Here is a 19683-nt window from a genome sequence, read left to right on the forward strand (position 1 = left end):
ATGTTCACGCTAAATGAACGCTATAACCATTACTCTGTAAGACTAATTTCTGTTTGTACAATATTAGAACGTAATGAATGCAGTAAATCACCCACGCCTTTATCGGCTTCATTAAAAAGTGCAAACAAGGTATAGTTTCCAGAAATTCCTTCTGGAATAGTAAAATTTAAAAGTATATGAGCGGTATTATCCACAGTAACTGCCCGCTTAAAAACCGTCGGTGTGAAGGTAAATGAAACCCCATCATCCGTTAAATAGAGAAATTTCCCATTAGGTAATAAGATAGCGGCCCATAAATCTAAAGCCACCTCACGGGTAATTCCTGACTCTTGAACAGAGACATTAATTATTTCACCCACGGCGTAACTTGTTTTTAACGCGGTAAAGGCTAGCTGCCCTTCTCTACGACGAACGGTATTAATAACGACGGATTCAAGCGGAATATCCTGCGTATTAGTCGCGGATGCACTGATACTATCAATGGCTTCCATTCCTGCAACAACCTCACCAAAAACAGCATAACCCGAATTAGTTTCGGTATAATCTAAAAAACTATTATCCACATTATTAATAAAAAATTGAGCCGTTGCTGAATTAGGATCATTCGTTCGTGCCATTGCAATCGTCCCCCGTTTATTCAATAAACCATTATTTGATTCCAGAACAATAGGGGCAAGCGTTTGCTTCATAACCAAATCCGTACCAAACCCGCCGCCTTGAACCATAAAATTACTAATAACACGATGAAACAAGGTGTTATCGTAAAAATTTGAATCAACATAGCTTAAAAAATTAGCAACCGATATCGGGGCCGCTTCAGGGTTTAAATTCACCGTAAATGTCCCACGGTTAGTTTCAACATCAACAAAAGGATTTGCGATAACGAACGTTGGTGCAACAACCAGTAAACAAAAAGAGAGGATGAGAGAACGTTTATTCATGAAATAAACCTTAATTTTCAGCGTGTCATAGTAAAATCTTCGAGGCGAAAAATTCCCCGAAGATTCATTTTTTTAATAATCTAAAAATAAAAACTAATGGGTAACGTTAACCAACGTCCCTTTTGTTTGCCCAATGTCGGCTAATGTTTGTGTAAACCAATCACATTCAATATCAAACGGTTTACCGCCTTTAATCCGTGGAAACTCAATGGCGCGTAAAACATCATTTTGGTCATCATCATGTCCAATAACCCCTGATTCACGACGTAACGCACATTCAACCGCTAAATCCGCACAGGATTTAATTAATCGCATATCTTCGGTATTGGCCGCCGCAGCACGGGCAAAATAACCTGATTTTTGAATTAAGGTTTTTTCGGCACCAATCATTTCTGCAAATTGCTCACCCAACCACTTTCCAGGATTGACCGCATCTAATTTAATATGACCAAACGCATCACGGGGAACTTCCTGTCCTTGCGCTTCCATTTCAGCAACAATAGCCTCCACGCCCGCGCCTTCTGAAACAAAAATATTCACACAATCTACCTGATCCATCACTGTGCGTAAGCGTTTTGCTTCGGCCGCAAGATCCAGTGCCATTTCAGGAATAAAAACGGCATGAACTTCAAACGCGTCACGCGTTAATCCTAATTCAGGTAACCAGTCCGTTTTATCTAATAATTTACGGTATTCTTGTGCCGTTGCCGCCGTTAGCCAACCGCAATTACGCCCCATAACTTCATGAATGATTAACATTCGTGGGTTAGAATTATTTTCATCAACCACATTTTGAAAATATTTCGCCCCTTGCTCGGCGGCTGTCCACGCGCCTAATGATTGTTTAATGGGAAACACATCATTATCAACCGTTTTAGGTAACCCGATAACGGTTAAACCATAATCATTTTTTGCCAAATAAGCCGCTAAATCAGCCGCTGCGGTATTGGTATCATCGCCCCCAATGGTGTGTAAAACGTCTACGCCATCTTTGATAAGCTGTTCAGCCGCCACTTTTTGTGGGTCTTGACCTTCTTTAACCAAACCGCGTTTGATGCAATCTTTAATATTCGTTAATTTAACGCGGCTGTTACCAATACTAGAACCGCCTATTTTTTGTAATCGTCCTGCATTGGCCCGAATTTCAGGCGTGACCGAATAATAATCGCCTAATAATAGACCCTTATAGCCACTGCGATAGCAAATTATCTCAATACTGGGATCAATCTCACTATAACGCTCAATTAAGCTTCCAACGGCAGAGTTAAGGCAAGGGGCGAGTCCACCTGCGGTTAAAAGTGCTACTTTTTTAGGTTTATTCATAATATTTATAGATAGTCATGTTAAAAATGAGAATATTGACAGAATAGTGTTTATTTTTACTCGGTCAATACCAGCAAAAATTTAAACCCTCAATAACGAAACTTGAGTTATTTTGATTAGCATAAAAGGGGAGTTATTATTTTTAATTCCCTCATAACGTAAGGTATTTGAACGTCAATTTAATCAAGTTTTCACTCATTAATCACGTGATAGTAAGGTTAAATTTTATCAAATTTTAACACATTCTCTTTAAGACTTCCGTTTCCGAATTTTTAGAGCTAAGTCTCAATTAAAGTAAAAAATACGAATATCGTCTATAATACGTGAAGTATTTAGCCTAAATTTTTGATTACTTGAGAGTATTTTATGACAGGAGATAGACCTAAGATCCTACAAATTTCATTATCAATCCTATTTTTTGTTTTTGCATTCGTATCCTCTGTTATTTTATTTAGCTATGATAAAAATGACAGTGCGTGGACATCAAGTGATGGCTCACTCGAAATTAATAATATTTTAGGCACTATGGGCGCGTGGGTTGCTGATATTACCTTAAGTCTCTTTGGTTTTATGGCCTTTTTATTTCCTTTTATGCTTGCATGGCATAGCTATTTATTATTTCAACGCAAACAACCTAAAGGCCCGCTAAATACATTATTGTCAGCGCTAGGATTAGCAATTACAGTACTCGCTGGGACCGCTATTTTTTACCTCTATATTCCAAGTTTATCGATTGAATTACCTCACGGACGAGGAGGCATTTTAGGTGAAATGGCAGGCGATAGTATGTTATTTCTTTTCAGTGATGGCTACGCTCCTCGTTTAATACTGGGTATTTTTATTTTAGGGATGACCATTTTTAGCGGCCCCTCTTGGTTTTCAATTATGGATTGGGTTGGGAAACACACCTGTCAAGTAGCGATCAAATTACATCACGCTATTACTGATCGTTCAGAAACGGATAATTCTGACGAGGCTTTTTCCAGTCTTTATGAGGAACCATCGTTGGATGCTAATAAACCCAATGACTTCCCCCTTAAAAAATCAAAACCTAACAATAACACTAACAAATCCGCTAAAATTTCCAAAAAACCAACCCCTGTTTATCATGCGGCTTTGCCAGATGCGTCTTTACTGGTTAAACATAAGAAAAAAATTAAAGGTTATTCAAAAACAGAATTAGAAACCATTGCTGATTTAGTCGAAACTGTATTAGATGAGTTTAATATCTCTGTAAAGGTCGTCGATAAATTTCCAGGGCCTGTTATTACACGCTTTGAATTACTCTTAGCCCCTGGAATAAAGGTAAGTAAGGTCAGTGGGTTAACCAAGGATATAGCACGAGGGTTATCCGTTCAAAGTGTGCGTATCGTGGATGTTATTCCAGGAAAGCCCGTTATTGGACTCGAAATCCCGAATAAAGAACGCGAAATAGTGTCATTTAATGAATTAGTTAATTCAAAAGAATTTTCTGATGCAAAATCCCCGCTTACGTTAATTTTAGGTAAAGATATTGCATCAAAACCCGTCATGGCTGATTTAGGAAAAATGCCCCACTTATTAGTCGCAGGAACAACAGGCTCAGGAAAGTCAGTGGCCATTAATACCATGATTTTAAGCTTATTATTTAAATCCAGCCCGAAAAAAATACGGCTCATTATGATTGACCCCAAGATGCTGGAGTTATCTGTTTATGAAGGAATTCCCCATTTATTAACGCCTGTTGTTACCGACATGAAAGAAGCCAGTAATGCGCTACGTTGGGCGGTTGCTGAAATGGAACGCCGCTATAAATTAATGTCTAAACTCGGCGTTAGAAATTTACAAGGCTTTAATCATCAAATAGAACGCGCTATTGAGCAAGGTCATCCCATTCTTGATCCTTTATTTCAACCTGACCCACTGATCGAAGGAAAGCAACATAAACCGTCACTTGAAGCCTTACCTCATATTGTCATTGTTATTGATGAATTAGCTGACATGATGATGATTGTGGGTAAAAAAGTTGAGGAACTGATTGCTCGTTTAGCTCAAAAAGCACGTGCCGCTGGGATTCATTTAATTTTAGCCACACAACGCCCCTCTGTCGATGTCCTAACAGGTTTAATTAAGGCGAATGTTCCAACACGAATATCATTTCAAGTGTCATCACGTATAGATTCACGAACTATTTTAGATCAAAGTGGAGCCGAAGGTTTATTAGGCAATGGTGATATGCTTTATTTGCCCCCAGGAACAAGTATTCCCATACGCGCGCATGGAGCCTTTGTCGATGATGATGAAGTACACAGCGTGGTTGAGTTTTTAAAAACCACCGCACCCACCAATTATTTGACTACTATTTTAGACGAATCGAAAGAACCCATTCCAGGGTTAGATAAAATGAATATAACGGCATCAGACTCTGAAATCGATGTTTTATACGATCAGGCGGTTGCTTTTGTTATTGAGAGTCGAAAAGCCTCTATTTCTAGCGTTCAAAGACGATTAAAAGTCGGTTATAACCGCGCAGCAAGAATGATTGATGAAATGGAAGAGGCGGGTGTGATTAGTGGGCCTGAGCATAATGGTTCTCGTACCGTTCTCTCGCCCGCGTTAGATGAATAAAACAAAAAATAGATATTATAAACAAGGAATTTAAATGCAACAAAAAATAACAAAGGCTGTTTTTCCAGTCGCAGGATTGGGAACACGATTTTTACCAGCGACTAAAGCTAACCCAAAAGAAATGCTATCTATCGTTGATAAGCCCTTAATTCAATATGCTGTCGAAGAAGCCATTGACGCAGGTATTGAAACGCTTATTTTTATTACAGGTCGGAATAAACATTGTATTCAAGATCATTTTGATAAAACCTATGAATTGGAAGCAGAATTAGAAAAAAAAGGGAAGTTTGAACTGGTTAATCAATTAAAAAACATCCTTCCCTCTCATGTTTCTTGTGTTTTTATTCGTCAAAATCAAGCGTTAGGGTTAGGTCATGCGGTGAATTGTGCAAAACCTATTATTGGTGATGAACCTTTTGTGGTGTTATTAGCCGATGACTTAGTAAGAAAGAATGGCGAAAAAGGCTGTACGCGCCAATTAATTGAATTATTTGATGAACAGAACGCCAGTATTTTGGCCGTAGAATCCGTTGCCAAAGAAGAAACGGATAAATACGGTATTGTTTCCATCCAGCCACAAAATGAAAGGGTGGGGAATTTAGTTTCCATTATTGAAAAGCCAAATCCTGAAGAAGCCCCCTCTAATCTTGCCGTTATTGGTCGCTATATTCTGACTCCAGCAATCTTTAAACACCTTGATTCTTTGGGAAAAGGACGAGGGGGCGAAATTCAACTAACGGATGCCATTGCAAAATTATTACAAGAAGAATCTATATTAAGCTATAAATTTGAAGGAAGACGCTACGATTGTGGCTCTAAATTAGGCTATTTAATTGCTAATGTTGAACACGCTTTATTACACCCTGAAATTAAAACAGAGTTCTTAGCTTATTTAAAAAATATTGACTTATAACTAATTGATAAATAGTAAGTTTAAAAAACCATATTCTCGTAAATTATTGATAAAAAACAACTTTTTTTATTAAAAATGAATCTGCAAAGCAATGCAGCTTACTGTAAAATCCCTGCCTTGTTTAAATATACTTGTCAGGAATCGCATTAATGTCCGCATCATTATCACCTACGCCAAACGCTCCTATTACTGAAATTTCCTTACAAAATGCATCTATAGATATTTGGGAAACTAAATACCGTTTAAAAACTAAAGAGGGGAACCCTGTTGATAAAGATATTGATGCCACTTATCAACGGATAGCTAAAGCACTCGCGGCGGTTGAGAAGACCAAGGATTTACAAAAGAAATATTATCAAGAGTTTTTATGGGTTTTACGACAAGGGGCGATTCCTGCGGGGCGTATTATTTCTAATGCAGGGGCTGAAAAACATAAGCCTGCGACTTCGACGATCAACTGTACTGTTAGCGGAATCATCGAAGATAGCATGGATGATATTTTAAATAAAGTTCATGAAGCGGGGTTGACATTAAAAGCTGGGTGCGGAATCGGTTATGAATTTTCAACCCTTAGACCCAAAGACGCGTACGTTTCAGGCGCAGGTGCGTATACTTCTGGGCCGTTGTCATTTATGGATATTTACGACAAAATGTGCTTTACAGTGTCTTCGGCTGGCGGACGACGGGGCGCGCAAATGGCAACTTTTGATATTTGCCACCCTGATGTTATTGAGTTTATTCGTGCAAAACGCGAAGATGGGCGTTTACGTCAATTTAATCTTTCTTTATTAATTACCAGCGAATTTATTGAAGCGGTTAAAAATGATTCTGCTTGGCCATTATCTTTTCCTGTTAGAGCAAAAGAAGTTAAACAAGATAATTTAGATTTAAAGGATGTTGAGAAAATTATCTGGCGTGATTTACCTAATACAGATCAATATGTGAATAATGAAGCGGGGTTAGTTGCTTGTCGAATTATTAAAACCATTCCCGCTAAACGTTTATGGGACATTATTATGTCCTCAACCTATGATTATGCCGAGCCAGGTTTTATCTTAATTGATAAAGTCAATGAAATGAATAATAACTGGTATTGCGAAAATATTCGTGCGACTAATCCATGTCTTGCCGAAGGTACACTCGTTTTAACGCCAACGGGATTACGAAAAGTTGAGACTATCATAGAAGGGGATACTATTTCGACTATTGATGGTGAAGGAATAGTTAAAACCGTTGAAAAGCATAACAATGTAGCGGTTTTACGAGTTTCATTTGCTAACGGTAAAACATTACGTGCAACAAAAGCCCATATCTTTCATACGCTGGATGGAAAAGGTTCAATTAATAAAAATAAACGCTTAGAAAATTTAAATGTAGGTGATTTAATTAGAACCTATGATAAAGATAATTTATATTCAACGAGTATTACTAAAATTGAAGCGGATGGCTTTAGTAATGTTTATGATTTGTATGAGCCTAAATCAGATACTTGGATTACAGAAGGTATTGTTAATCGTGGTTGTGGTGAACAAGCCCTACCCCCATACGGAAGTTGTTTACTTGGCTCAATTAACCTAACTCGTTTCATAAAAAAACCGTTTACTAATGAATCATCCTTTGACTGGGATACTTATCGTAAAGCAATCCGAATTTTTACCCGCTTGTTAGATAATGTCGTCGAAATAAACGGCCTGCCTTTAGAAAAACAACGCGAAGAAATTATTTCAAAACGCCGTCATGGCATGGGTTATTTAGGCTTAGGCTCAACGGTCACCATGTTGGGAATGAAATACGGCGATGAACAATCACTTACGTTCACCGAAGAAATTACAAAAGTGTTAGCGATTGAAGGCTGGAAAGAAGGTCTCGCTTTGGCTAAAGAAAAAGGCACTGCTCCAATTTTGGAAAAAATATTTACGGTAACGGGGGAGATGTTACATAAACGTCCTGAAATGGTAACGGATGGTTATAACGTCGGTGATAAAATTGCAGGTAAAGTATTACATGCTAAATATAGTCGTTATATGCAGCGGGTTGCTGAGGCAGAGCCTGAATTAGTCGCCGAATTGATTGAAATAGGAGCGCGATTTACTCACGCAACCAGCATAGCGCCCACCGGTACAATTTCTTTATCATTAGCCAATAATGCCAGCAATGGCATTGAACCCAGTTTTGCCCATCATTATTCGCGTAATATTATTCGTGAGGGTAAAAAATCAAAAGAGAAAGTGGATGTCTATTCATTTGAATTATTGGCTTACCGTGCCTTAATTAATGCCGAGGCGATGCCTTATAGTGATAACCCAGACCATCAATTACCTGATTATTTTATTTCTGCCGACCATGTTACTCCTAAACAACATGTCGATATTCAAGCCGCTGCACAAAAATGGATAGACTCTTCAATTTCAAAAACCGCCAATGTACCCACCGATTATCCTTATGATGATTTCAAAGATATTTATCAATATGCCTATGAAAAGGGTTTAAAAGGTTGTACCACCTTTCGTTTTAATCCTGAAGTCTTTCAAGGTGTATTAGTCAAAGAGGCTGATTTAGAAAATACCACGTATCAGTTCACCTTAGAAGATGGGACTAAAGTTGAATTAAAAGGCAATGAAGATGTTGAATATGATGGTGAAATACACTCAGCAGCAAATTTATTTGATGCCTTGAAAGAAGGCTATTATGGAAAATTTTAGACCTTCAAACGTAAAAACTATTTTTTAAGTTCTATTTAAAAAATAGAGCCAAACTAAATTCGCACCCTAAGATGGGTTATGTCCATCTTAGGTAATTTTCCTTTTAATTTGTTTCTTTGTAAGTAATTTGCTACAATTAAAAAAAATTTCGCCGTTACAAATTTGCCGTTAATTTAAATAGAGACTATGATTAAACTATTAACCTTATTGACTATTACTTTTTTAGTCGGTTGTACTGGGGCACCCAAAACAAAACTAACGCAAGTATCCTCATTAAAACCAGTAACATGGGAAACGCCTTTTTTTGTAAAAAAGCCCTATAACAACCCATTAAAATGCTCAATTACCCCACTTACAGCAGAAGAAAAATCAGTAAAGCGATCCATTGAATTATTAGAAAAGTTTTTTGAAGAATGGAAAGCGGTTAAACATCGAATGGGGGGCTTAAGTAAACGAGGGGTCGATTGCTCAGGCTTTGTTCAATTAACATTTTTAAATCAATTTGACCTTAAAGTGCCGCGCACAACAGGTTTACAAGTCAAGCTAGGCAAGTCGATTCCAAAAAATAAGTTGAAAACAGGTGATTTAGTTTTTTTTAAAACCAGTCCTCGGGTTAGGCATGTCGGTATTTATTTGAAAGATAATATCTTTATCCATACGTCATCAAGCAAAGGCGTGATGAAATCAAAGTTAAACAAGGGATACTGGGCTAAAAAATATTGGAAAGCTAAACGCGTTGCCTTTAAAACGACCGATTTCTTTAGTCAATTGATTCGCCGCGAGCAAGTTTAGGTAATTTTCCTTCAAGGCCCATTGCCGCTTTCATAATCTTATTTTTAACAGGTAAAACCCGCTCCGCTAATCCTAAGCCTAAATTCCTTAAAAATTTAATTGGAACTACTTTATTACTAAAAACACGATAAAAAATATCCATAACGGTCATCATTTTTAAATTTTCATTGCGACGTAAGGATTCATAACGCTTTAAAATCGTTACGTCAGCAATATTTTCGCCGTTTTTAGCCGCATCAACTAACACTTCGGCCAACGCAGCCGCATCCAACAAGCCAATATTAACCCCCTGCCCTGCTAATGGGTTAATCATGTGCGCGGCATCACCGACTAAAGCAACGCCTTGTTTAACATAACTTTGAGCATGTTGCCGCCTTAATGGAAAACTGGCAACGCCTAGAATTTGTGTGATTTTTCCAAGACAATCAGGAAAAGCGGCTATTAATTCCTGTCTTAATTCAGGATAAGATAAAGCCTTCAATCGCCGTACTTCATCTGCTGAATTATACCAAACAACCGAACCATAATAATCGGTCAGCGGTAAAAAAGCTTGAGGACCTTCGGGGGTAAAACGCTGCCAAGTAATATCTTGTTGTGGATAATCGGTTTCAACATAAATAACCATCGCATGTTGCTGATAATCCCAACTGGTGACACCTAAACCAACACTTTGTCGTACCCGTGACTGACCGCCGTCTGCGGCAATAAGCATTGTTGTCTCTAATAATTGGCCATTATCAAGTTCTAATTGGGTTTCTGTGAGTGAATAATCTATTTTTTTAATACCGACGGGCGCAAATAAGCTAATATTTTCAAATTGCTGTAATCGTTCCAATAAAGCAAGTTGTGTTATTCGATTTTCAACGATAAACCCTAATTCAGAATGCTTAATCGCATCACTGCAAAATTCAGTATCACCCGTTGTTTCAAAAACACGCATACGTTTAAATGGACAATAACGTCGCTTTAAAATACCTTGCCAAGCCCCGACCGTTTCAATAATATTTTTAGAGGCGATACTTAATGCGGAAACCCGCAAGTCATGAGGCTGATCCTCTGAAAATTCATCAGGAAGGTATTTTTCTATAATAGCAACATTTAAATTACTACCGCCTAGGCCACACGCAACAGCGGCACCAACCATGCCACCACCGACAATGATAATATCAAATTTTTGAGTCATCTGAATGAATTTTAAGTTAAGTTTTTTGGGAATAGAGCTTTGTATTTTATTCATAACTCGCATTATGATAAAATAGAAGAGTTTAACTCACACTTTATTGTGAAGATTTAAAACCGTTACTCATTAAGCTTACTTGGTAAGTATAGGACTTGGAACTCTATCATGCCGTGAAAAAAAACACTACATGCACTTACCATTTAAAAGAGATAGTTTTTAAAAACAGGGAAATTATGATTAGAAATCCCCAAAATATAGGCACAAATAAAATGCTTTATAACGCTGATTTATCGCAGGATAGCTGCGGAGTTGGGTTCATTACCCATAAACAAAGTCAACAAACTCATGATGTTTTATTAAAAACCCATGAGGCTCTTTGTACTATTCCTCATCGTGGCGGTATGAGTGCAGAAGGTGTCGGGGATGGTGCGGGGGTTAATATTGATTTATCACTTAAATTCTTTCGTAAAATCACAAAAAAAAACAACCTTGAGTTAGGAGAATTCGGCGTTGCTAATTTTTTCTTTCCAGAAGACCATGAACATCATGACTCGGACGCACGCGTCATGGTTGAAAAATATTTAAAACAATTTGATTTTCCTATTATTAGGTGGCGCGATGTGCCTATTAATAATAAAGAGATTAATGAGGCTGCGATTAAGGCGCAGTTACCAATTAAACAAATTATTTTTAGTCGTCCTAATCATTTAAAAACAGCAACGCATGAAGAATTTGAAAGTCTCATTCAAAAGGCATTATTAACAATAGAAGCCGAAGGTTTTACTGATGATAACTTACAGGGGTTTTACCCTCTTTCCATGAGTTCACGCACTCAAGTGTATAAAGCGCGTTTAAACTCGAATGAAGTCATCCCTTATTTTATAGATTTATACGATACCGACCACGAAATTAGCACTTTATTTTTTCATACCCGCTTTTCAACCAATACTGAACCTGCCACCATGATGGCACAACCTTTTCGTTATATGGCGCACAATGGTGAGCTAAATACCGATAAGAAAAATCGTTTAAGCGAAAATGCGATTGCAAAGCAACAAAATAAAACCGTTATTTTTCCAAAAGGACAATCCGATTCAGGACGTTTAGATCAAACACTCACCCGTCGTATTAATGAAGATGGCTTAGACATTGTTACCGCTGTCTTAGCCATGATGCCCCCTGCATGGGAAAACGACCGCTCATTATCCGATGATGTGCGAGCAATGTTGGAATACTTTAGTCTTTATGAAGAAAAAAATGATGGGCCTGCGGCCTTAATTTTTAATGATGGCATTCGAGTAGGTGCGCGTTTAGACCGTTTAGGCTTACGGCCTTTACGCTCAGTTGAAACCGATGATTATTTAGTGGTGATGTCAGAAGCGGGACAAATTGACTTCCCGCCAGAGCAAGTTTTAAGGCGCGGACGGATTGAAGCGGGGGGCATGTTATATTTCGATCATGAAACCCAGCAAGCCTATAATAGTCATCAAGTTATGGAACGTTTAGCGAAAGAACACGATTATAAAAAATTATTAGCCGATAGCTGCATCCATTTATCAGAACTTGAAACCGTGGCCTTATCTGCGATTGATAATAAGCGTGAGTTTAGTATCGAACAGCAACATACCGCTTATTCCTTAAACCAAGAAAGTTTTAAATTTTTACTGGATCCGATGCTAACTGTCGGATTAGAAAAGGTTTCTGCAATGGGCTATGGCATTACGCCTAACGCACTTTCAAAAGCAGAAGGCGGCATGTCACGTTATTTTAGCCAACGTTTTGCTCAAGTGACTAATCCACCGTTAGATTCCTTGCGTGAAAGTGATGGCATGACTTTACGGGTTGCATTAGGCGCAAAACCGAATTTTTCACCCCAAAATTCACAGCAACTAGTCATTGATTCCCCTGTTTTACAACGTCCACAACTCGCCCAAATTTATCAACAACAAGCGGTTAGTGTCGTTACTTTAGAAATGCTTTACAGTCCTGATTATGAAAATCAAGCGCGGAATGCCGAACAGTTAGAACAGGCTTTATTAAGCGTTTGTGATCAAGTAGAACAGGCCGCGCGTGATAATATTGGGATTATAGTCTTAAGTGATAAAAATATTAGTCCCGAAAAAGCGGCCATTCCTGCGTTATTAATGATTTCAGCGGCGAATCAGCGTTTAGTAAAACAAGGTCTACGCTTTAATTCCTCCTTAATTGCCGAAACAGGACAAGCCGCCAGTCCGCATGATGTCGCCACTATCTTAGGGTTTGGCGCATCGGCTTTATGTCCTTTGAGTGTGCATAATCGCGTAATGACGCACTATCAAGATAACGAGTCGCAACAACAAGCTTTAGATAACTTCCAAAATGGCGTGGCTAAATCATTGATGAAAACCATGGGGAAATTTGGTTTATGTACCGCTGAAAGTTATATCGGCGGCGAGTTTTTTGAATCCAATTATTTAGATACGAATGAGCCTAAATTAAACGGTTATTTTCCTAATATTCACGCCTCTGTCGGCGGTGTACAGTATGCAGATCTTGCTGCCAGTGCTACCGAATGGCATCACAAAGCATTAGCCATAAACGATGAAAAGGATATTCCCTTTTTAGGCTTATTCAAAGAACGCCAAGAAGGGGCGGGACATACGTTTGGTAATGTTTCGGTACGTGAATATATTAAAATGACCGATGAGCCTATTTTATATATTCCTCAACAACAATCAACGGTCGCGAGTGATACCGCTTATGCTGATTTTGGTTATGAAAAACGGACACCCGAACAGATTGATGCCTTTGGTGTAACGCCAGCTTATCGAAGTTTCATAAAACATTTGTATATCGAACGGGAATCTCGTCCTGCGGCATTGCGAGATATTGTTGATTTTCCAGCCGATATTTCTACCGCTAATACGGCGGATGAATTTAATCTCATTTTAAATAAACAAAACCTACGCGGCAATAACAATTATTTAATTCGCGGATTAAACGTTAATGCAACAGCCGATGGCTTTCAAATTACATTCACCGCGAATAATACGGAAAAACGCTTACATGAACTCTTAAGTCACTTTGAAACTTGTTTTGGCACAAAAAGTTTAAGTACGAAAATTGATGCCGATACTCTAAACATCAACGTCATTGATAATGATTTATTCGCTAATTATTTAGCCACCATTAAAACCGCCCCTGATGCCATTGAATTATCCACCGTTCAAGCAGCCCATGAGATTACTAAAAAATTAGCCACGGGGGCAATGAGTCATGGCGCGTTATTATCAGCAGCGCATGAAGCCGTTGCACAGGGAACAAATATTGCGGGCGCAGTCAGTAATTCAGGGGAAGGTGGCGAACACTCCAGTCGTTTTGGCACGTTAAAATCCAGTAAAATAAAACAATTTGCCTCGGGTCGTTTTGGCGTTTGGGCAGGTTATTTGGCCGATTCTAATTGTGAAGAAATTGAAATAAAAATTGCCCAAGGTGCAAAACCCGGTGAAGGTGGTCAATTACCTGCGATGAAAGTCTCGGTTGAAATTGCCTCATTACGAGGGGGAACACCGAAAGTTGAATTAGTGAGTCCGCCACCGCATCATGATACCTATTCGATTGAAGATTTAGGACAATTAATTCATGATGCCAAAGCCGCACGCGTTAAAGTCGTGGTTAAATTAGTCTCCTCTGAAGGCATTGGAACAATTGCTGTTGGGGTTGCGAAAGCAGGCGCGGATGTCATTAATGTCGCGGGTAATTCTGGCGGCACAGGCGCGGCTGCGGTCACTAGCTTAAAGCATACAGGACGCTCGCCTGAAATTGGTATTGCCGAAGTTCACCAAGCCTTAGCTGTCAATGGCTTGCGTGATAAAGTGGTCTTACGTTGCAGTGCGGCTCATCAAAGCGGTTTAGATGTCGTGAAATCCGCCATTATGGGCGGCGATTCCTTTGAATTTGGGACGACTGCATTAATGATGCTTCGCTGTGTAATGGCGAAAAATTGTAATGTAAAATGTCCCGCTGGTTTAACCACCGCGCATGAAGAATTTAAAGGCGATTCACGTGTTTTAGCGCAATATTTTATGAATTTAGCCCATGAAGTCCGCGAAATTCTCGCTGATTTAGGCTATCAATCTTTAAAAGATATTCGAGGACAAGCTGATTTATTGCATTTAATTGACCATCCAACGATGGTGGGGCAATTAGATTTCACCGATTTATTAGCGCAGGTTACTGTCCGTAAAATTGCTCAACCTATTTATTTAGAAGCCAATTTTTTAATTGATGATCTCATTATTGAACAGGTTAAATCGAATTTAATTGATAACAATAGCTCACATGTAATTATTGAAGGGGCGGCGTTTAAATTAAATAATTTGAATAAAACCGTAGGTGGACAAACAGCGATTGATATTGAACGATTACTGCATTATGAATTGAATGATGCACAACGTGCCACGTCGCCGATTATTTATACCAATCAACACGGTCGGCATTATTTTGCCCCTGATAGTGTTATTATTCGTACCACAGGATCAGCAGGACAAAGTTATGCTGCATTTTTGAATGATGGAATGCGAATAGAACATACGGGAACCTGTAATGATGGAGTCGGTAAAACCATGTGTGGCGGGACAATCATTGTCAAATCACCAGGGGGCGGCTCAAGTAATGCGGGTGAAAACGTATTAATTGGTAACTTTGCCTTATTTGGTGCGTCAGGCGGTAAAGTCTTCATTAATGGTGAAGGCGGTGACCGTTTTGCCGTCCGAAATTCAGGCGCGATGGCGGTTGTTGAAGGCGTTGGCGACTTTGGTTGTGAATACATGATTAACGGGACTGTCCTTAATCTGGGTGGTTTTGGGAAAGGCTTTTGTACGGGAATGTCGGGTGGAAATGCCTATCAATATGATCCTGATAATTTATTAAAGGATTTGTATGATAAAACGTCGGTTGAAATTCGTTGTTTAAGTGAAGAAACCAAGGTTTCTAGAGCGCATGAACAATTTATTTTAGCGATGCTTGAGCAACATCTTGAGTACACAGGCTCGGAAAAAGCAAAAGTCTTATTAGAAAACTGGCAAACTGAACGTCAACACTTTTTTATTGCCATCCCTTTATGGTTATATAAAACTCAAACCGCATCTTTTTTACAACAAGCACTTGAACGTAAAGTCATCATAGAAGAATTATCCATCGCTTTAGCTCAACAACAAATTGCAGAAGTGAAGAATGCTCATCAAAAAAACACGCCCTTATTTGATGGTGCAGTGCCTGCTTATGGTGATATTGACACTCAATTAACATTTAAACTCATCAATAGTTTTGCAGTGATAGATACCGCTGAAAAACTAACGGATGACGTGTTTAAGTTAATAACGGAAAGACCCCGTAAATTACAAGATACGCTGGTTAAAAGTATTCGTGAAGCCTATAGCCACTACAGTGATGAACAACTCGCCTCATTACTCGCAGCAAAACGTTTAACCGATTATAAAACAGCGTTAATGAATCGGGATGTCCAAAGTATTAATTCTATGGGTTCAACGGCATGGATTATAGAGCAAGATAGAGTTAATCGTAATGCATTAAACGTCTTAACATCGGTTGATGAATATCTCGCTAGTCATGTAAGTTTGGAAATTGTCCAAGCGATGATGACTGCGTAATTTTGTTTATTGGAGAAATAAATGTTAGCAACAAAAGAAGAATTACAGACGGAAATAGAAGCGCAAAGAAATTTATTAAGCACGGATAGATTAGATATTTCTTTTGGCGAATTGATGAGTATGTATGAGCGTGAAGAGATTAAAATTAAACCAGATTTTCAACGTTATTTTCGCTGGGATGAAGAGCAGCAAACACGTTTTATTGAATCAATTCTTTTAGGTATTCCCATTCCTCCTATTTTTGTTGCCTCAGATGGTGATGGTGTATGGGAATTAGTGGATGGTTTACAACGAACCTCAACTGTGCTTTCTTTTTTTGGTATTTTAAAAAGTGAAGATAAAGAGATTAAAGAAAAAAATAATTGGGTTTTAGGCGCAGGAAATAAAATTAAAACCCTAGAAGGATTTTCTTATGAAACACTACCTAATGTCTTTAAATTAAATATCAAAAGATCAACTTGCCGAGTTGAGATTCTTAAGTGGAATAGTAACTATGATATGCGATTTGAATTATTTAATCGACTCAATACAGGCGGTTCACCTTTAACTGCACAAGAAATTAGAAATTGTATTTATAGAGATATTTCCAGTGATTTTAATGATTTTTTAAAACATATTTCTGAGAATAAAGATTTTCTCGAACTAATTGATTTAAATGATAATAATTTAGAACAACTTTATCATGAAGAATTAGCACTTAGGTTTATTTCTCTTTATAACAATAAAGATAATATAAAAACTGGGCTTGCTCAACATATGACTGATTTCATGAAACATGCGTTGGAAAATAAAGAGTTTGATTATGAAAAATATGAATCTATTTTTATAAAGACATTTAAGTTATTACAGCCTTTAAGTAAGAGTATTTTTCGGAGTAAAGATAGAAAAGGACGAATAATAACCACTATTTATGATATTGTGACTATTGGTGTCAGTGAATATTATGATTTTTATAAAGACAAACCAATAACGTTAATTCAGGAAAAAATTGATCGTCATCAAAAAGAAATTATTAATGTTATCAAAACATCAAGTAGTAATGGGCAAAAAGGGAGAATAATTGATCGTATAGAAATCGCTCGTAAAATATTTGGAAACCAATGAATACAGCGTTAGTTCTTTTAGAGCAAGAAATTACTTCTGATATAGACACAAGACTAAGCTCAATATCGAGTATTAAGACACTCACCTCACGTTATAATCTTTTAGACTACGATAAAGATTTACTGTTACAACATTCAATCCCTATGATTTATTCAATCTGGGAAGGATTTATTCAGCAAACTTTTCAAATTTACATTAGGACATTAAATAAACTAGAACTTAGCTTTGATACTCTTTGCAAACCCATGATTATTTTTCATTTAGAAAATAAATTTAAACAATTTGCAGAATATCCTAAAAAATTAGATAAAAAGCTACTTTTTTTAAACAACTTAATCAATTTTATCATGCTGAAAAAATTAATATTAACCCTATTGTAAATACTGAAAGTAATGTTGGCTTTGCTATTCTTAATAAAATATTAGCAGAATTTAACCTTGAAAAGATTCAAGAATACCCTGAACCTAAATACTCTTTAAAAGATGAACTTGATAAATTCCTTTTAAAAATCAGAAATAATATTGCTCATGGACAAAATTCTATTTTAGTAACGACAAATGATATAACTAGAGCTGCAAAATTAGTAACATTGTTAATGGACTTAGTTTTTGAAAGAATCAAGGAGGGTTTTATTAATCAGACTTACCTTGAGTCTACATAATAAAAAAATTATGACCTACCTAAAACAAATAGAAAACTATCTCATTTTAAATTATTAGCCTTCAATGAAAACACTGAAAATTCCAAACAACGCCCCTTATTCTGATACTCAACGCGCATGGCTCACAGGATTTTTTGCAGGAATGCACAGCCACATGTTGCAAAGTGCTAGCGCAAACCAAACCGCCAACGCACAAATTATTAATATTCTTTACGGAACGCAAACAGGGACTTCTGAATCCGTTGCTCATGATGCTGCCGAGGCCGCTAAAACGCATGGCTTAAACCCCATTGTTAAAAGCATGGATGAGCTTGAAATTACTGATATGGCCACGATGGAGTATTTGCTCATTATCACCAGTACTTATGGTGAAGGGGATATGCCTGATAATGCTCAAATACTTTGGGATGCAGCAAGTAATGATGAAGCTCCCCGTTTTGAAAATACCCACTATTCCATCTTAGCTTTAGGCGATACCAGCTATGATCTATTTTGTCAGGCTGGAATAGATTGGGATCAACGTCTTGAAGCTTTAGGGGCTAAACGTGTTTATCAACGTATTGATTGTGATGTTGACTTTGAAGAGCCTGCAGAAAGTTGGATAAGCAGCGTTATTCCGCTTATGTCTGATGGGTCTGCCACGACGCTACTGGATAACGAGGCCCCCACAAATAATAAGCCTCAGTATAATCGTAAAAACCCATTTCCCGCGACAATGACCCTAAATAAAATTGTCACCGCTGAGCATTCATCAAAAGAAACTCGTCATTATGAAATCTCCATTGCCGGTTCTGGTTTAAGCTATGAAGCAGGGGATGCTTTATGCATCATTCCTACCAATTGTCCTGAATTAGTCGAAGCGATCATTCAAGCCATTGGCTGTAAAGGCGATGAGGACGAACCTGTTAAGGGTGAATTAATCAGCTTGCGGGAAGCGTTACAAAACCAATTTGAAATTAAATTACCCAGCAAAGAACTCATTGAAGAAATTGCTAAACGTTCAGGCGATCAAGTCTTAAATGAATGTTTAGAGTCTAATGATAAAAGCAAGCTCAATGATTATTTATGGGGACGCGATTGTTTAGACTTAATCGTACAATCCGCGAATATGGAATTTTCTGCCGCAGAATTCATCGCTCTTTTAAAACCGTTACAACATCGTGCTTATTCCATTGCGTCCAGTGGAAAAATGTACCCTGAAAATGTGCATTTAACCGTGGCGAGTGTACGTTATCAAGCGCAAGGACGTGAACACAAAGGGGTTTGCTCTACTTATTTAGCCGATATTGTCGGTGAAAGTACCGATGTTAACGTCTTTTTTACCCCTAATAAAAGTTTTAGAGTCCCAGAAAATAATAATTTACCGATTATTATGGTCGGCCCTGGAACAGGTATTGCACCTTTTCGTGCTTTTTTACAAGAACGAGAGTTTAGAAAAGCCCAAGGGAAAAATTGGTTGTTTTTTGGTGATCGAAATGCCGAAACCGATTTTATCTATCAAGATGAATTGGAGGCGATGCAAAAAAATGGAATCTTAAACCGTTTAGATTTAGCCTTCTCTCGCGATCAACAAGAAAAAATTTATGTACAAGATAGAATGCGTGAAAAAGGGGCTGAAATTTTTGCATGGTTAGAACAAGGCGGCTCTTTCTTTGTTTGTGGCGATGCCTATCGCATGGCAAAAGATGTCGATCAAGCCTTACATGATATTATCACCGAACAAGGCCATAAATCCGAAAACGAAACCCTTGATTATATTAATCAACTAAAAAAAGAAAAACGCTACGTTAGAGATGTCTATTAAATCAA

At 37.8% G+C, this 19683-nt stretch carries 11 protein-coding genes; 8 read left to right on the plus strand and 3 right to left on the minus strand.

From position 1 onward, the window contains the following. Positions 1 to 29: 29 nt before the first annotated feature. The gene (locus tag Q9M50_13990) at positions 30 to 941 is read right to left on the minus strand and encodes a peptidylprolyl isomerase (protein MDQ7091722.1); all 912 of its coding nucleotides are present in this window, start codon (positions 939 to 941) and stop codon (positions 30 to 32) included. Positions 942 to 1034: 93 nt separating this feature from the next. Beyond that, positions 1035 to 2264, minus strand: a complete 1230-nt coding sequence (locus Q9M50_13995; GenBank protein ID MDQ7091723.1) for a pyrophosphate--fructose-6-phosphate 1-phosphotransferase — start codon at positions 2262 to 2264, stop codon at positions 1035 to 1037. Between the two features lie 366 nt (positions 2265 to 2630). Between Q9M50_13995 and Q9M50_14000 the strand changes: the two genes are divergently transcribed. From Q9M50_14000 to Q9M50_14015, 4 genes are all read left to right on the plus strand, one after another. Continuing rightward, positions 2631 to 4871, plus strand: a complete 2241-nt coding sequence (locus Q9M50_14000; protein ID MDQ7091724.1) for a DNA translocase FtsK 4TM domain-containing protein — start codon at positions 2631 to 2633, stop codon at positions 4869 to 4871. 34 nt (positions 4872 to 4905) lie between these two features. After that, complete coding sequence (gene galU, locus Q9M50_14005) at positions 4906 to 5784, plus strand: UTP--glucose-1-phosphate uridylyltransferase GalU (GenBank protein ID MDQ7091725.1); 879 nt, start codon at positions 4906 to 4908, stop codon at positions 5782 to 5784. A 149-nt stretch (positions 5785 to 5933) separates the two neighbouring features. Beyond that, a complete protein-coding gene (locus tag Q9M50_14010) occupies positions 5934 to 8486 on the plus strand; it encodes a ribonucleoside-diphosphate reductase, adenosylcobalamin-dependent (protein MDQ7091726.1) in 2553 nt (850 codons plus the stop codon). 186 nt (positions 8487 to 8672) lie between these two features. Further along, entirely contained in the window at positions 8673 to 9278 is a 606-nt protein-coding gene (locus Q9M50_14015) for an NlpC/P60 family protein (GenBank protein ID MDQ7091727.1), read from the plus strand. Here Q9M50_14015 and Q9M50_14020 read toward each other — a convergent pair. After that, positions 9247 to 10461, minus strand: a complete 1215-nt coding sequence (locus Q9M50_14020) for an FAD-dependent monooxygenase (protein ID MDQ7091728.1) — start codon at positions 10459 to 10461, stop codon at positions 9247 to 9249. The genes Q9M50_14015 and Q9M50_14020 overlap by 32 nt on opposite strands. Positions 10462 to 10691: 230 nt before the next feature. Between Q9M50_14020 and Q9M50_14025 the strand changes: the two genes are divergently transcribed. From Q9M50_14025 to Q9M50_14040, 4 genes are all read left to right on the plus strand, one after another. Next, positions 10692 to 16109, plus strand: coding sequence for a glutamate synthase-related protein (locus Q9M50_14025; GenBank protein MDQ7091729.1), 5418 nt, complete (start codon positions 10692 to 10694; stop codon positions 16107 to 16109). Between the two features lie 21 nt (positions 16110 to 16130). After that, positions 16131 to 17213, plus strand: coding sequence for a DUF262 domain-containing protein (locus Q9M50_14030; GenBank protein ID MDQ7091730.1), 1083 nt, complete (start codon positions 16131 to 16133; stop codon positions 17211 to 17213). Then, positions 17210 to 17593 carry an MAE_28990/MAE_18760 family HEPN-like nuclease gene (locus tag Q9M50_14035; GenBank protein ID MDQ7091731.1) on the plus strand — a complete coding sequence of 128 codons (384 nt, stop codon included), beginning with the start codon at positions 17210 to 17212 and terminating at the stop codon, positions 17591 to 17593. The genes Q9M50_14030 and Q9M50_14035 overlap by 4 nt, the downstream gene beginning before the upstream one ends. Positions 17594 to 17938: 345 nt before the next feature. After that, a complete protein-coding gene (locus Q9M50_14040; GenBank protein ID MDQ7091732.1) occupies positions 17939 to 19678 on the plus strand; it encodes a sulfite reductase subunit alpha in 1740 nt (579 codons plus the stop codon). Positions 19679 to 19683: the final 5 nt, after the last annotated feature.

Source organism: Methylococcales bacterium, from assembly GCA_030949405.1.
GTDB lineage: Bacteria > Pseudomonadota > Gammaproteobacteria > Methylococcales > Methylomonadaceae > WTBX01.

What these genes read in the sequence shown, in the direction of transcription:
- Q9M50_13990 (MDQ7091722.1), bottom strand. Translation starts at nt 941, where the DNA reads ATGAATAAACGTTCTCTCATCCTCTCTTTTTGTTTACTGGTTGTTGCA.
- Q9M50_13995 (MDQ7091723.1), bottom strand. Translation starts at nt 2,264, where the DNA reads ATGAATAAACCTAAAAAAGTAGCACTTTTAACCGCAGGTGGACTCGCC.
- Q9M50_14000 (MDQ7091724.1), top strand. Translation starts at nt 2,631, where the DNA reads ATGACAGGAGATAGACCTAAGATCCTACAAATTTCATTATCAATCCTA.
- galU (MDQ7091725.1), top strand. Translation starts at nt 4,906, where the DNA reads ATGCAACAAAAAATAACAAAGGCTGTTTTTCCAGTCGCAGGATTGGGA.
- Q9M50_14010 (MDQ7091726.1), top strand. Translation starts at nt 5,934, where the DNA reads ATGTCCGCATCATTATCACCTACGCCAAACGCTCCTATTACTGAAATT.
- Q9M50_14015 (MDQ7091727.1), top strand. Translation starts at nt 8,673, where the DNA reads ATGATTAAACTATTAACCTTATTGACTATTACTTTTTTAGTCGGTTGT.
- Q9M50_14020 (MDQ7091728.1), bottom strand. Translation starts at nt 10,461, where the DNA reads ATGACTCAAAAATTTGATATTATCATTGTCGGTGGTGGCATGGTTGGT.
- Q9M50_14025 (MDQ7091729.1), top strand. Translation starts at nt 10,692, where the DNA reads ATGATTAGAAATCCCCAAAATATAGGCACAAATAAAATGCTTTATAAC.
- Q9M50_14030 (MDQ7091730.1), top strand. Translation starts at nt 16,131, where the DNA reads ATGTTAGCAACAAAAGAAGAATTACAGACGGAAATAGAAGCGCAAAGA.
- Q9M50_14035 (MDQ7091731.1), top strand. Translation starts at nt 17,210, where the DNA reads ATGAATACAGCGTTAGTTCTTTTAGAGCAAGAAATTACTTCTGATATA.
- Q9M50_14040 (MDQ7091732.1), top strand. Translation starts at nt 17,939, where the DNA reads ATGAAAACACTGAAAATTCCAAACAACGCCCCTTATTCTGATACTCAA.